Below are 13,289 nucleotides of genomic sequence, written 5' to 3' on the forward strand. Positions count from 1 at the left end.
TCGCCCCATCGCAAAGGAGAACGCCATGACCTGGTCTGCCAAGCAATACGTCACGTTTGAACAGGAACGCACCCGTCCGGCCCGGGACCTGCTGGCGGCCATCCCGCCGGGGCAGGCGCGCTCGGTGATCGACCTGGGGTGCGGCCCCGGCAATTCCACAGAATTATTGGTGGAGCACTTTCCCGGGGCAACGGTGCGTGGCCTGGACAGTTCCAGCGACATGATACAGGCCGCCCGTCAGCGCTTGCCCGAAGTGGCCTTCGACACCGCAGACATCGGCCAATGGGACGAACCCGGTCCCTTCGATGTGATCTTCGCCAACGCGGTGCTGCAATGGCTGCCCGACCACGCAACCCTGCTGCCGTCACTGGTCAGCAAACTGGCCGAGGGTGGCAACCTGGCGATCCAGATGCCCGACACCCTGCACCAGCCGTCCCACCGCTTGATGCGGGAAATCGCCGCCAATGGGCCCTGGGCCAGCCAACTGGCCGGAGCCGCCGATACGCGCACGGAAGTGGCCGATGCCAGCCTGTACTACTCGATCCTCAAGCCCCATTGCACCCGTGTCGACGTGTGGCGCACCACCTACCATCACCCGCTGGCCGGGGGCGCCGCCGGCGTGGTGGAGTGGTTCAAGGGCAGCGGCTTGCGGCCGTTTCTCGACCCGCTGGATGAGGTGCAACGCGGGCAATACCTGCAACAGTATCTCAACGCCGTTGAACAGGCTTATCCGGCCATGGACGATGGAACGGTACTGCTGCCCTTCCCCCGTGTGTTCATGGTCGCGACCCGCTAAACGAAGCAGCGAGGGTTAAATTTCCGGTCCCGGCCCTCGTTACCTGCTCAGACCAAAACCCACAAGAGTGACCGCCGTGGACCTGCAAACCATTCTGGGCAAACTGTTCGCCAACGCGGGCGCCGTTGGTATCGAAGGTGTTTTCCAATTCGTGTTCGGCCCCCAGCAGGCTTACTGGTCGGAGGTCAGAACCAGCAGCCGCACCCAGGCCGGTCGCCACAGCAGCCCCGACGTGACCATTGAAGTGGCGGAAAAGGACTTTCTCGGGATCATGGCCGGCCTGGCCAATGTCGAGGAGCTGTTTGCCAGCGGACGCCTGAAGATCGGCGGCAACATGGGCCTGGCGACGTTGTTGCCGCAGATCATCGAGCATGCCCGCCACGGCAGTGGCGCGGTGGAAAAGGTCGACATGAACAAGCGTTATCCCACCCCGCCGCGCTTCAGCGAAAAGCTCACCGCCAGCCTGCCGACCCAGCGCAGCGTGGAGCGTCGCCCGCGCAGCGAGCTGTCGGTGCAAGCGTTTCAAGCGCGCTACCTGCCCCATGGCATTCCGGTGGTCATCAGCAATGCCTTGCAGGACTGGCCGTTGTTCAAGCTCAGTCGCGAAGAATCCCTGGTGCATTTTGCCGAGCTGCAAGGCATCACCCGCCACGGCGACTACGTGAAGAAAACCTTCTCCACCGAGCGGGACTTCCGCTCCACGTCCATGGCCGATTTCATTGCTTCTCTGGACAGCCCGGCGGTCAAGGACGCCGATGGTGAACCGCCGGCCTACATGGGCAACAACATCCTGCCGGCGCAATTGATGGAGCAAATCAACTACCCGCCCTATTTCGACCCGTCTCTGTTCATCCCGCCACGCATCTGGATCGGCCCAAAGGGCACCCTCACCCCGCTGCACCGCGACGACACCGACAACCTGTTCGCCCAGGTCTGGGGCCAGAAAATCTTCACCCTCGCCGCCCCCCATCACCGAGAAGCCCTCGGCACCTGGTCCACGGCGCCCCAAGGCGGCCTGGACGGTTGCGATTTCAACCCGGACGCGCCGGACTACCAGCGCTTCCCCCGCGCCCGTGACGTGACCTTCCTGCGGGTGACGCTGGAGGCCGGGGATCTGCTGTTCCTGCCTGAAGGCTGGTTCCATCAGGTGGAGTCGGTGTCCACTTCGTTGTCAGTGAACTTCTGGGTGAATTCGGGGCGGGGTTGGTGAGCGCTGACTTGAGGCGAGCGGCCTTTGTGGCGAGGGGATTTATCCCCGCTGGGGCGCGAAGCGGCCCCATTCAAACTGTCTGCCACATCACCGTTGCCAGGTTCTGGGGCTGCTGTGCAGCCCAGCGGGGATAAATCCCCTCGCCACAGGTTTTGTGTTCGCCATGGGTGGCGCGTTCATTCCATCGTGAAGACTGCTTCACCCAAATGAACTCCACGCACCTCATACCAGTCAGCAGGTAAAGCCCTCAACTCAAGGTGCTAGACCATGCAGATATCCCTCGCCCGACAGGTTGCCCTGGTCACCGGCGCCAGTTCCGGCATTGGTGCAGGCGCGGCCAGGGCATTGGCAGACGCCGGTGCCGCGGTGGTGCTCAACTACCACTCCAGCGCCGGCCCGGCGCAAGACCTGGCCCGTGAAATCAACGCCAACGGTGGACGCGCCATCGCCGTCGGTGCCGATGTGTCGAAGGAGCCGGATGTCGAGCGACTGTTCGCCCAGACTGTCGAAGCCTTTGGCACGCTGGACATCCTGGTCGCCAACTCCGGCCTGCAAAAAGACGCCGCCGCCGTCGACATGAGCCTGGAGGACTGGAACACCGTGATCGGCACCAACCTGACCGGCCAGTTCCTCTGCGCCCGTGCCGCCCTGCGGATTTTCAATCAGCAGGGCATTCGCCAGGGCGTGTCCCGGGCCGCCGGCAAAATCATCCACATGAGCTCAGTGCACCAGCGCATCCCCTGGGCCGGTCACATCAACTACGCTGCCTCCAAGGGCGGCGTCCATCTGCTGATGCAGAGTCTGGCCCAGGAAATCAGCCACCAGCGCATCCGCATCAACAGCATCGCGCCCGGCGCGATCCGCACGGCCATCAACCGCGAGGTCACTGAAGGCGAACAGGAGCAGAAATTGCTAGAGCTGATTCCTTACGGGCGTATCGGCGATGTGGAAGATGTCGCCAACGCGGTGGTCTGGCTGGCGTCGGACTTGTCCGATTACGTGGTAGGCACCACGTTGTTCATCGATGGCGGGATGAGCCTTTATCCGGGGTTCCACGGCAATGGCTGACTATCACGAAACCCAAAGCCCTATCGAGAACCACGGCATCATCGGCGACATGCGCAGTGCTGCGCTGGTGAATGACCGAGGCAGTGTCGACTTTTTCTGCTGGCCGGAATTCGACAGCCCATCAATTTTCTGCTCGCTGCTGGACACGCCGGACGCGGGCATCTTTCAACTGGCGCCGGACCTGCCCCACGCCCGTCGCCAGCAGATCTACCTGCCTGACACCAACGTACTGCAAACCCGCTGGCTGAGTGATGACGCCGTGGTGGAAATCACCGACCTGCTGCCCATCGGCGACAGCGAGGATGACCTGCCGGTATTGATCCGCAAGGTGAGCATGACCCTCGGCAGTGCGACGTTTCGCATGCGCTGCGCGGTCCGCCACGACTACGCCCGCAGCCTCACCAGCGCACACCGTGACGGCGATCACATCTGCTTCGAAGCCCCGGGGCAACCTGGCTTGCGTTTGTGTTCCGATCAGGCCATGACCCTGGACGACCGGGCGGCGGTGGCCGAGTTCACGCTGGAACAAGGCCAGAGCGCCGAGTTCCTGCTGGGCGGGATTGACGACCCGCGGCTTCAGGATGACATCAGCGCAATATGCCTGGAGCGAACCCTGGCGTTCTGGCGCGGCTGGATTGGCCAATCCACCTATCGCGGGCGCTGGCGGGAAATGGTCAACCGCTCGGCCTTGGCGCTGAAACTGCTGACCTCACGCAAACACGGCGCCATCCTCGCCGCCGCCACTTTCGGCCTGCCGGAAACCCGTGGCGGCGAGCGCAACTGGGACTATCGCTACACCTGGATCCGCGACGCGTCCTTCACCGTTTACGCGTTCATGCGCCTGGGCTTCGTTGAAGAAGCCAACGCCTACATGCGTTTTCTGCGGAGCCGGGTCAGCGACTGCTGCGATCAGCCGATCAAAGTCAACATCCTGTACGGCCTGGACGGCAGGCTGGAGCTACCTGAAGTCGAACTGCCACACCTCAGCGGCTTTGGTCATGCCAAGCCGGTGCGCATCGGCAACCTGGCCTACAAACAAGTGCAGTTGGATATCTTCGGCGAATTGATGGACGCGGTGTACCTGGTCAACAAATACGGCGAAGCCATTTCCCATCAGGGCTGGAAACACGTCGTCAATGTGGTCGATCAGGTCTGTGATATCTGGCAGGACAAAGACGTGGGTATTTGGGAAATGCGCGGGGAGAAGCACCACTTCCTGCATTCGCGGCTGATGTGCTGGGTCGCCGTCGATCGCGCCATCCGCCTCGCGGTCAAACGCTCCTTGCCCGCGCCTTTCGCCCGCTGGGACCAGACTCGCCAGGCCATCTATGAAGACATCTGGACAAATTTCTGGAGCGAGGAACGGCAGCATTTCATCCAGCGCCTGGGCAGCACCGCCCTCGACGGTTCGATGTTGTTGATGCCGCTTGTGCGCTTCGTCAGCGCGCGCGACCCGCGCTGGCTCTCGACCCTCGATGCGATTGAAAAAGACCTGGTGCGCGATGGCATGGTCTACCGCTACCGCAACGACGAAAGCCCCGTCGACGGCCTCAGGGGCACTGAAGGCTCGTTCGCCGCGTGTTCGTTCTGGTACGTCGAATGCCTGGCCCGCGCCGGCCGTGTGGAAAAAGCCCAGCTGGAGTTCGAACAACTGCTGCGCTACGCCAACCCGCTGGGCTTGTACGCCGAGGAGTTCGACAGCCACGGCTACCACCTGGGCAACACCCCCCAGGCTTTGACCCACCTGGCGCTGATCAGCGCCGCCAGCTTCCTGGACCGCAAATTGAGTGGGGACAAAACGCATTGGCAGCCGTGAGTTGCACGTGTGAATGAACATAAATCTTTTGTGGCGAGGGAGCTTGCTCCCGCTCGACTGCGCAGCAGGCGCAAAATCTCCAGGACACAAGGGGGGTCGCTTCGCAACCCAGCGGGAGCAAGCTCCCTCGCCACAGAGGACAGGGTGCAATGACTATCGCGTAGGCTCCGCCACTTCAATGTCATCCAACGCACGGTCAGCCAGCAACGTACCCAGCTCAATCAACTGCTGAATCCCCAGCGCAACATGCCGCCGGGAACCTTCCAGCTCGAATGCCAGGTCACTGACCATGGCGTTGGCCGAAGCCAGGGTTTCGCTGAGGCTGGTCAGCACGGATTCGGTGTTGAGGCCGGGGACCACTGAAAATATCTGGCCGTCCTGGGTGTCGGGTTTGGCTGGGGCTGGGGGAGACAAGTGGACATTCAGCGCCCGGTCAGCGGCTTCGCGGAGTTTTTTGGTGTCGAGGGTGGTGTAGGCGGACAGGTTTTCGGCGCGTGGAGGGTTGGGGGTGATCTTGACCATTTGTGAAGCTCCTGACTTGAAATTGAGCCCACTCACCTCGTGACCAAACGAGGGGTGGTGGGCTATACGCAGGTTGGTCAACCGGGAAGTCAGGCACCCGGCGCACTCGAAAGTGCCCCGCGCACAGCCCACCGCAAAGCATACCGACAAGCACACAAAAAAGCGCCGACATGCTGAGGTTGGCGCGTGTGCGCCTGACATTGGACGGGTGACCAAACCCGGTCGCTGATTTTGCAGCGACCGGCAAAGCCTAGCCCCGCCGTTTCCGAACCAGCAACCGCCACGACTCGTCGGAAAATTCCGGTTCACCTATTTTTTTGTAGGAACTCCACACCCTTGTGGCGAGGGGATTTATCCCCGCTGGGCTGCGTAGCAGCCCGTCCATAGGCCAATCCACTTTGCCAGACAGACCGAGTTGACCGTTTTCGGGGCTGCTACGCAGCCCAGCGGGGATAAATCCCCTCGCCACAGAAGCGGGCACCAACATTTCTCCATCTATCGCTGCCGCCGGTTTCAGGTTGCCAGCCCTGTAAACCCCTCCTAAGATCGATGCACTCAAGGGTGCAGCGGAGCTGCCCGATAAAACCCGATTCAAGGATCTGACATGACCCATGTAAAACGCTCTATCACCACCCCGCCCCGAACAGGCCTGACCCGGGAAGACCTCTGGGAAGGCCAAGACAAGGGCCTGATCAAGTGCTGGGAAATCGGCCGCGATCGGGCGCTGAAGTTTCCCGATCTGGCGCAGCGTTGCCTGGCCGGTGAATTGCCGGTGCTCGGCTGGAAAGGCGGTGTCAGTCGCAGCCTGAAGAAAAACGAAAAGTTCGGCTGCCTCAAGTACCTCGCCCAATGGCAGGGCCTGCGCGGTGAAGACCTGGACATCGATCTGTCCCAGGACCGCACCCTGACCTGCTCCAGCACGAACATGATCGTGACCTTCACGCCGGATCGGGCCAAATACGTGAATCAGGAACCCGCATAACGGCAACCGAGCCGTGCAGGAGACCGACATGAACCAGGCGCCCAGAATCAACTTCGCGGTGACGCCTCTGCTGCGCATCGCCTACGAAGAGCACGGCCCCGCCAGCGGCGCCCCGGTCATTCTGCTGCACGGCTTCCCTTACGACCCCAGGGCCTTTGATGAAGTCGCTCCGGCCCTGGCTCAGCGCGGCTATTGGGTCATCGTGCCGTACCTGCGCGGCTACGGCCCGACCCGGTTCAATAACCCGAGCATCCTGCGTTCCGGCCAGCAAGCGGCGCTGGCCCAGGATCTGCTGGACCTGATGCAGGCACTCGCCATTCCCCAAGCCGCGTTGTGCGGCTACGACTGGGGCGGGCGGGCCGCGTGTATCGTGGCGGCGCTATGGCCCGAACGGGTTCGCTGCCTGGTGACCGGCGATGGCTATAACGTGCAGGACATTCCCCGATCGACTCAGCCGCTGGACCCTGAGACCGAGCACAGATTGTGGTACCAGTATTACTTCCACAGCGCCCGGGGCGTCGAGGGCCTGACGCAGAACCGGCGCGAACTGTGCCAGTTGCTCTGGCGCCTGTGGTCACCGACCTGGACACGCGGCACAGCGCTGTACCCCCTCAGTGCTCCGTCCTTCGACAACCCGGATTTCGTCGAGGTGGTGATTCATTCCTACCGTCATCGCTTCATGTACGCACCGGGCGACCCGACGCTGGAGTGGATGGAGGAACGACTGACCGCGCAACCGGCCATCAGCGTGCCGAGCATCTCCCTGTGCGGTGCCGACGACGGCGTTGGACCTGCACCTGAGTTCGACGAAGACGCCGAACATTTCAGCGGTGTCTACGAGCGTCGAGTGCTCGCCGGTGTCGGCCACAACATTCCCCAGGAAGCCCCCCAGGCCACGCTCAGGGCATTGCTGGATCTGCTTGAAGGCTGACCGCGAAACGCTCGCGATACGCCTGGGGCGTCACACCCATGGCCCGCAGGAAGCTGCGGCGCAGGGTTTCTTCGCTGCCAAAGCCGCATTGCACCGCGACCCGCTTGATCGGCAGCGCTGTGTCGGCCAGCAGCCGGCGCGCGGTCTCCACACGAATCAGCTCCACCGCCCGCGCCGGCGTCTGGCCGGTGTCGGCACGGTAGTGACGCACGAAACTGCGCTCGCTCATCCCCGCCTCTGCCGCCAGACTCGGCAAGCCCAGGTCCTGGGTGAGGTTTTCCGCGATCCAGGCGTGCAGATCGTCAAAACGACTGCCCTGATTCTGCAGTGACAAGGTCACGCTGAACTGCGATTGACCGCCCGGGCGCTTGAGGAACACCACCAGTTGCCGGGCGACTTCCAGGGCGATGGCGCGACCCAAATCGTCCTCCACCAGGGCCAACGCCAGGTCGATGCCGGCCGTAACGCCCGCCGAAGTCCAGACCGGGCCGTCGTTGATAAAAATCGGGTTGGGTTCGACCCGCAGTTGCGGGTGCTGCCGGGCCAGTTGTTCGCAACGGGTCCAGTGCGTGACCACTCGGCGTCCGTCCAACCAACCGCTGGCGGCCAGCAGGAACGCCCCGGTGCACACCGACGCCACGCGCCGCGAGCGCAGACCATGGTCCCTGACCCAGGCCACCAGCGCCGCGTCCTGCGCCGCCTCGTACACCCCCCAACCGCCGGCGATAAGCAATGTGTCGCTACCCACGCTCGGCAGCGGCTCGGCCATAAGCGCGAGCCCCGCCGACGACATCACCGCCCCGCCACCGGCAGCAATCACGGTGGGTGCGTAAGGCAACGGCAAGCCTTGCTGGCGTGCCAGGTCGTTGGCCGAAGCAAAGACCTGCAAGGGCCCGGTGACATCCAGCACCTGCACGTTGGCAAAAGCCAGTACATGAACGGTTTTCGGTGGGTTTGGCATATTGGCGTAATTCGTGGGCTTATTGGCGTATACGCCAGAGCCTACGGGCCTAAAGTTAAACCGTCCACCCCTCAGGCATCACTTCAGGAGAAAGCGCCATGGCGTTGCAGATCGGTTTTCTGTTATTCCCCCAGGTTCAACAACTGGACCTCACCGGCCCTTATGACGTGCTCGCCTCGCTGCCAGACGTGAAGGTGCACCTGATCTGGAAAGACCTGGCCCCAGTCACCGCCAGCACCGGGTTGGTACTCCTACCGACCACCACGTTCGAGAAGTGCCCCAAGCTCGACGTGATCTGCATCCCGGGCGGCAGCGGCGTCGGGCCGTTGATGGAAGATGAGCAGACCTTGGCGTTCATCAAGCAACAGGCGGCCCACGCGCAGTACATCACCTCCGTGTGCACCGGTTCGCTGGTGCTTGGCGCGGCGGGTTTATTGCAGGGTAAACGGGCCACCACCCATTGGGCTTATCACAGTCTGCTGCAAACCTTGGGCGCCACACCGGTCAAGGACCGTGTGGTACGCGACGGCAACCTGTTCACCGGTGGTGGCATCACCGCCGGGATAGATTTTGCCTTGACCCTGGCGGCCGAACTGTTCGACCAGGACACCGCCGAGCTGGTCCAGCTACAGCTTGAATACGCCCCGGCCCCGCCGTTCACCGCCGGCTGCCCGGACACTGCACCGTCCCAAGTGTTGGCAGAAGCCAACCGACGTGCAGCAGAGTCGTTTCGAGTGCGCTCGCAGATTACTCAACGGGCAGCGGCGCGATTGGCACTGCAATAACGATTAACGCCAATCAGTCCCCCCAAAAAAAGGTGGTGAGGGGTTTTATCCCCTCACCACACAAGACATGAAGAATCTCCTGCCGCATCGATTCAATTCAGAACGGGCTGGCCGTCGGGCGCACCACCAGTTCGCTGACGTCCACATCGTCCGGCTGTTCAATGGCGTAGGCAATCGCCCGGGCAATCGCCTCGGCGGGAATGGCGATCCGGCGAAACTCGCGCATCTCGGCGCGCCCACCTTCATCGGAAATACTTTCGGCCAACTCCGACTCGGTTACGCCAGGGGAAATCACCGTCACCCGTACGTCACCACCGACCTCCTGACGCAAACCCTCGGAAATCGCTCGCACGGCGAACTTGGTGGCGCAGTACACCGCCGCCGTCGGGCTGACCGTGTAGGCACCAATGGAAGCAATGTTGATGAACTGGCCACTGCGCTGGCGTTGCATCAAAGGCAAACCGGCGGCGATGCCGTGGAGTACGCCACGAATGTTGACGTCGATCATGCGATCCCACTCGTCAACTTTCAGCGCCTCGAGTTTGGAGAGCGGCATGACCCCGGCGTTGTTGACGATCACATCGACCTTGCCGAATCGCTCGACAGCGAAGTCGATCAGGCTCTGCACATCATCACGGCGCGTCACGTCCACGGCTTTGCAAGCAGCCTGCTGGCCGTCGGCTTCAAGTTCCTGCACCAGCGCCTGCAAGCGATCGACGCGTCGCGCACCCAGCACCACTCGTGCGCCCCGGGCAGCCAGCAACCGTGCGGCGGCTTCGCCAATACCGCTGCTGGCGCCGGTGATCACCACAACTTTGTTTTGAATAGCGGACATGATGGTTTCCTCGTCTGGATGTATGGCCCCCCGATGGGAGCGTTTTGACAGGTCCAGATTAGGGAGCAGATCCGTGTCTGGGTTAGCCGGATCCTCCTGCGCCCTTGCACGATCCTGTAGCGATAAAACCGCCTCTGGTCGCCGGGCGCACAATCGGCTTTACTAGCGCGGTCCACCCATTTGGCCAGGGAGATAGATCGGCATGTCGGTATCCACGTCCATACACGTAACGCCTGAGGACGGCGTCAACCAGCGCCGCACCGAACTGGCGGAACTGATGAAGCGCTTCGCCCCGGAATTCGGCGTTCATCCCACCGCCATCGAGACCTTGCACCTGATCCGTAGCGACCAGCCCACCGAAGCCCTGCACACGATCCACAAGCCCGGTTTGTGCGTGATCGTCCAGGGGCGCAAAGAGGTTCGGCTGGCGGATGAATGCTACGTCTATGATTCGCTCAACTACCTGGTGGTCTCGGTCACCCTGCCGCTGGCGGGTCAGGTGATCGAAGCCAGCCCCGAGCGCCCCTACCTGTGCATTCGCCTGGATATCGACCCGGCGCAGATCTGCCGTCTGATCGCCGACGCAAGCCCCATTGGGGTACCGGCCCAACGGACCGATCGAGGACTATTCCTGGACCGCATCGACGCGCCGCTGCTCGATGCGGTGTTGCGTTTGCTGCGGCTGTTGGAGAGTCCGGACGATATCGCCACGCTCGCGCCCTTGGCCCAACAGGAAATTTTCTACCGCCTGCTACGGGGTGCACAGGGCCAGCGCTTGCACGAAATTGCCATCCCCGACACGCAAACCCACCGTATCAGTCGCGCAATCGAGTGGCTCAACAACCATTATGCCGAGCCGCTGAGCATCGATAGCCTGGCACAAATGATCAATCTCAGCCCTTCGGCATTGCACCATCGCTTCAAAGCCGTGACCGCCATGAGCCCGCTGCAATACCAGAAACAGCTGCGCCTGCAGGAAGCCAGACGGCTGCTGCTGGCGGAGAACAGCGACGTTTCGTCAATCGGCTACAAAATGGGCTATGAAAGCCCCTCGCAGTTCAGCCGCGAATACAGCCGTCTATTCGGGGCCTCGCCGAGCAAGGACATCGCCCGGCTACGTGCCGAGGCCTTGCAGATGAGTCGCGCCTGATCCTGCACACAAACAGGATCAGGCAAACCAAGGGTAGTATCCGTCTAACGGCGTCCCCCTCCTCGCCCCTACTCTGAACCCATGCAGCAAGACTACCGTCCGGGCTGCAACGGGTTCAGCAGATCGCGACATCTGAACGACCCGGCACTCAACCCCTTTTGATATGACCGGAGTCATCGCCATGAAAACTTTCAGTTCCTTGATCGCCGTTACCACTTTCGTCCTGAGCGTCAGTGCCTTTGCCCTGCCCAGCCAGCAGCAGGACCGTTTCTTTACGCAAACGCTCGGATATCAGCAGCCTGTGGCCGCTGATGGTTCGGACCGCACGCCTGGGCAGACTCTTGCCGCTGATGGTTCGGACCGCACACCTGGGCAGGCACTTGCCGCTGATGGTTCGGATCGCACACCTGGGCAGGCACTTGCCGCTGATGGTTCCGACCGCACACCTGGGCAGGCACTTGCCGCTGATGGTTCCGACCGCACACCTGGGCAGGCACTTGCCGCTGATGGTTCGGATCGCACACCTGGGCAGGCACTTGCCGCTGATGGTTCCGACCGCACACCTGGGCAGGCACTTGCCGCTGATGGTTCGGATCGCACACCTGGGCAGGCACTTGCCGCTGATGGTTCCGACCGTACCATGGCGCGACGCCTGGCCTGATAGGTCGGCTTTTCTGCAGACGAAAAAAAACCCGCCGAGGCGGGTTTTTCCAAGACCATCACGACTCCCTGTCGATAGCCATCCTTGCAAGGTCGATCGTCCCTGATCCTGAAGCACTCCCTGTGCTTCAGTGGTTGAGTACAGATTACGCATCGGATCCAAAGCGCAACAGACGATATAGCAACCATGGCGTGTAAGACATTCGCTATAGCAGCCCTTCCGTAAACCCTTAGATGCACGGGCACTGAGGATCAGGCCTTGGCCAGGAATGCTTCGATATTCGCCATCTGCTCGTCCCAACCACGGCTGTCCATACGAAAAGCCTTAAGCCGACGCGCCTCCGGGATACCGTTAAAGCCCGACTCCACCACTTTGAGCAAGGTGCCGCCATCCATGTCTTCAAGTTCGAACTGAACCCTCGTTTCGGGTTCCTGAGAGTAGTCCACCTGCGGTTCAATGGCGTACGGATGCCAGCGAAACGAAAAAACCCGCTCCGGCTCGACCCGCTCTACCGCAACGTCCCAGATAAGGTGTTCATAACCAGGATAGGTGATCTGCCCCTGGGTACGCTCGCCCGCGACAAATCGTCTGCCTTCAAGCGCGACGCCGAACCATTGACCGAAGGCTTCGGCATTGGCCAAGGCCCGCCAGACCTGAGAGCGCGGCGCCTTGAGCAGAATTTTTCTTTCGATGCGATCAGATGAATGCATGAGTCACCTCCTGTGTTCAACCCTAGGCCTGTAAGACCACGAGGCCAACCAGAAAGTTGTATCGACCCAGCGTTTGGGTACACTCCTTCGGCATTTAGAAATCCCATCAAGGAGAGATCGACCATGTTCCCACGCTTGTTTCTGGGCCTGACGCCGCTGCTTTTTATCAGTATTGTCCAAGCCGATGACTGCGCCAATGCTAGCACCCAGGGAGCAATGAACCAGTGCGCAGCCCAAGAGAACAAAGCCGCTGACGACGAGCTGAACAGTCTGTACAAGCAGATCACTGCACGCCTTAAAGATGACCCGCAGGCCAAGCAGCTACTGGTCAAGGCACAGCGGGCCTGGATCAGCTTCCGTGACGCCGAATGCAATTTTTCTGCCTCCGGAGTCGAAGGGGGTAGCGTCTATCCGCTGGTCCACAGCAATTGCGCCACAGCCGTAACCAAGGCCCGGGTCGAGACGCTCAAGACCTACCTCAAGTGCGAAGAAGGTGATCTGAGCTGCCCGGTCCCTGGGGCTTAACCATTGATGCAAAAAAAGGATGACCTCTTCAGGTCATCCTTTTTTTTCGGCACAAAAACAAAACCCCTACCTGCGTCAGCAGATAGGGGTTTCGGAATTTAATCTTGACGATGACCTACTCTCACATGGGGAAACCCCACACTACCATCGGCGATGCATCGTTTCACTACTGAGTTCGGGATGGGATCAGGTGGTTCCAATGCTCTATGGTCGTCAAGAAATTCGGTAGCCAGCGCGTGCCTTGCGGTCACGTTCCAGCGAATGGGTATGCGATAGGTTTGTGTGTTGTGCGAACTTTCGGTTCATAGCGTCTTCACACACCGCAATCTGGTGCCCT

General features: G+C 61.5%; 14 protein-coding genes and 1 rRNA gene. 10 read left to right on the forward strand and 5 right to left on the reverse strand.

Annotation, left to right across the window (positions count from 1 at the left end; all coding sequences use genetic code 11):
• Positions 1 to 25: 25 nt before the first annotated feature.
• The 4 genes from tam to T3A99_RS07810 all read left to right on the forward strand — a co-directional run bounded on the left by tam (position 26) and on the right by T3A99_RS07810 (position 4,890).
• A complete protein-coding gene (gene tam, locus T3A99_RS07795) occupies positions 26 to 796 on the forward strand; it encodes a trans-aconitate 2-methyltransferase (protein WP_047230458.1) in 771 nt (256 codons plus the stop codon).
• 76 nt (positions 797 to 872) lie between these two features.
• A complete protein-coding gene (locus T3A99_RS07800; RefSeq protein WP_322834186.1) occupies positions 873 to 2,006 on the forward strand; it encodes a cupin-like domain-containing protein in 1,134 nt (377 codons plus the stop codon).
• 267 nt (positions 2,007 to 2,273) lie between these two features.
• Positions 2,274 to 3,074: a glucose 1-dehydrogenase gene (locus T3A99_RS07805; protein WP_076383881.1), complete on the forward strand. Its 801-nt coding sequence runs from the start codon at positions 2,274 to 2,276 to the stop codon at positions 3,072 to 3,074.
• Entirely contained in the window at positions 3,067 to 4,890 is a 1,824-nt protein-coding gene (locus tag T3A99_RS07810; protein ID WP_322834187.1) for a glycoside hydrolase family 15 protein, read from the forward strand. Before T3A99_RS07805 ends, T3A99_RS07810 begins: the two co-directional genes overlap by 8 nt.
• A gap of 153 nt (positions 4,891 to 5,043) precedes the next feature.
• Here T3A99_RS07810 and T3A99_RS07815 read toward each other — a convergent pair whose 3' ends face one another.
• A complete protein-coding gene (locus T3A99_RS07815) occupies positions 5,044 to 5,412 on the reverse strand; it encodes a DUF6124 family protein (protein ID WP_322834188.1) in 369 nt (122 codons plus the stop codon).
• 604 nt (positions 5,413 to 6,016) lie between these two features.
• Here T3A99_RS07815 and T3A99_RS07820 point away from each other — a divergent pair.
• Both T3A99_RS07820 and T3A99_RS07825 read left to right on the forward strand, forming a co-directional pair.
• On the forward strand, positions 6,017 to 6,394 hold the full coding sequence (locus T3A99_RS07820; protein ID WP_047230453.1) for a hypothetical protein: 378 nt from the start codon (positions 6,017 to 6,019) through the stop codon (positions 6,392 to 6,394).
• 28 nt (positions 6,395 to 6,422) lie between these two features.
• Entirely contained in the window at positions 6,423 to 7,325 is a 903-nt protein-coding gene (locus tag T3A99_RS07825; protein WP_139049519.1) for an alpha/beta fold hydrolase, read from the forward strand.
• Here T3A99_RS07825 and T3A99_RS07830 read toward each other — a convergent pair.
• The gene (locus tag T3A99_RS07830; RefSeq protein WP_322834189.1) at positions 7,294 to 8,286 is read right to left on the reverse strand and encodes a GlxA family transcriptional regulator; all 993 of its coding nucleotides are present in this window, start codon (positions 8,284 to 8,286) and stop codon (positions 7,294 to 7,296) included. The two genes, T3A99_RS07825 and T3A99_RS07830, sit on opposite strands and share 32 nt — an antisense overlap.
• Before the next feature lie 98 nt (positions 8,287 to 8,384).
• Between T3A99_RS07830 and inhA the strand changes: the two genes are divergently transcribed.
• Positions 8,385 to 9,071, forward strand: coding sequence for an isonitrile hydratase (gene inhA, locus T3A99_RS07835; RefSeq protein ID WP_076383876.1), 687 nt, complete (start codon positions 8,385 to 8,387; stop codon positions 9,069 to 9,071).
• A 97-nt stretch (positions 9,072 to 9,168) separates the two neighbouring features.
• Here inhA and T3A99_RS07840 read toward each other — a convergent pair whose 3' ends face one another.
• Positions 9,169 to 9,906 carry an SDR family oxidoreductase gene (locus T3A99_RS07840; RefSeq protein WP_047230449.1) on the reverse strand — a complete coding sequence of 246 codons (738 nt, stop codon included), beginning with the start codon at positions 9,904 to 9,906 and terminating at the stop codon, positions 9,169 to 9,171.
• 202 nt (positions 9,907 to 10,108) lie between these two features.
• Here T3A99_RS07840 and T3A99_RS07845 point away from each other — a divergent pair, with 202 nt between their 5' ends.
• Together T3A99_RS07845 and T3A99_RS07850 are read left to right on the forward strand one after the other, a co-directional pair.
• Positions 10,109 to 11,056, forward strand: a complete 948-nt coding sequence (locus T3A99_RS07845; protein WP_076383875.1) for an AraC family transcriptional regulator — start codon at positions 10,109 to 10,111, stop codon at positions 11,054 to 11,056.
• 181 nt (positions 11,057 to 11,237) lie between these two features.
• Entirely contained in the window at positions 11,238 to 11,717 is a 480-nt protein-coding gene (locus T3A99_RS07850) for a hypothetical protein (RefSeq protein ID WP_322834190.1), read from the forward strand.
• A 251-nt stretch (positions 11,718 to 11,968) separates the two neighbouring features.
• Here the strand turns inward: T3A99_RS07850 and T3A99_RS07855 are convergent, their stop codons facing one another.
• Positions 11,969 to 12,427: an SRPBCC family protein gene (locus T3A99_RS07855; RefSeq protein WP_047230567.1), complete on the reverse strand. Its 459-nt coding sequence runs from the start codon at positions 12,425 to 12,427 to the stop codon at positions 11,969 to 11,971.
• Positions 12,428 to 12,550: 123 nt separating this feature from the next.
• Between T3A99_RS07855 and T3A99_RS07860 the strand changes: the two genes are divergently transcribed.
• A complete protein-coding gene (locus T3A99_RS07860; protein WP_047230566.1) occupies positions 12,551 to 12,952 on the forward strand; it encodes a lysozyme inhibitor LprI family protein in 402 nt (133 codons plus the stop codon).
• A 102-nt stretch (positions 12,953 to 13,054) separates the two neighbouring features.
• Here the strand turns inward: T3A99_RS07860 and rrf are convergent.
• Positions 13,055 to 13,170: ribosomal RNA gene (gene rrf / locus T3A99_RS07865) — 5S ribosomal RNA — on the reverse strand.
• Between the last annotated feature and the right edge of the window lie 119 nt (positions 13,171 to 13,289).

The organism is Pseudomonas sp. N-137 (assembly GCF_034555295.1).
GTDB classification, from domain to species: Bacteria; Pseudomonadota; Gammaproteobacteria; order Pseudomonadales; family Pseudomonadaceae; genus Aquipseudomonas; species Aquipseudomonas rhizophila.

What these genes read in the sequence shown, in the direction of transcription:
- T3A99_RS07855 (WP_047230567.1), bottom strand. Translation starts at nt 12,427, where the DNA reads ATGCATTCATCTGATCGCATCGAAAGAAAAATTCTGCTCAAGGCGCCG.
- T3A99_RS07805 (WP_076383881.1), top strand. Translation starts at nt 2,274, where the DNA reads ATGCAGATATCCCTCGCCCGACAGGTTGCCCTGGTCACCGGCGCCAGT.
- T3A99_RS07820 (WP_047230453.1), top strand. Translation starts at nt 6,017, where the DNA reads ATGACCCATGTAAAACGCTCTATCACCACCCCGCCCCGAACAGGCCTG.
- T3A99_RS07850 (WP_322834190.1), top strand. Translation starts at nt 11,238, where the DNA reads ATGAAAACTTTCAGTTCCTTGATCGCCGTTACCACTTTCGTCCTGAGC.
- T3A99_RS07840 (WP_047230449.1), bottom strand. Translation starts at nt 9,906, where the DNA reads ATGTCCGCTATTCAAAACAAAGTTGTGGTGATCACCGGCGCCAGCAGC.
- T3A99_RS07845 (WP_076383875.1), top strand. Translation starts at nt 10,109, where the DNA reads ATGTCGGTATCCACGTCCATACACGTAACGCCTGAGGACGGCGTCAAC.
- tam (WP_047230458.1), top strand. Translation starts at nt 26, where the DNA reads ATGACCTGGTCTGCCAAGCAATACGTCACGTTTGAACAGGAACGCACC.
- T3A99_RS07815 (WP_322834188.1), bottom strand. Translation starts at nt 5,412, where the DNA reads ATGGTCAAGATCACCCCCAACCCTCCACGCGCCGAAAACCTGTCCGCC.
- T3A99_RS07825 (WP_139049519.1), top strand. Translation starts at nt 6,423, where the DNA reads ATGAACCAGGCGCCCAGAATCAACTTCGCGGTGACGCCTCTGCTGCGC.
- inhA (WP_076383876.1), top strand. Translation starts at nt 8,385, where the DNA reads ATGGCGTTGCAGATCGGTTTTCTGTTATTCCCCCAGGTTCAACAACTG.
- T3A99_RS07860 (WP_047230566.1), top strand. Translation starts at nt 12,551, where the DNA reads ATGTTCCCACGCTTGTTTCTGGGCCTGACGCCGCTGCTTTTTATCAGT.
- T3A99_RS07810 (WP_322834187.1), top strand. Translation starts at nt 3,067, where the DNA reads ATGGCTGACTATCACGAAACCCAAAGCCCTATCGAGAACCACGGCATC.
- T3A99_RS07830 (WP_322834189.1), bottom strand. Translation starts at nt 8,286, where the DNA reads ATGCCAAACCCACCGAAAACCGTTCATGTACTGGCTTTTGCCAACGTG.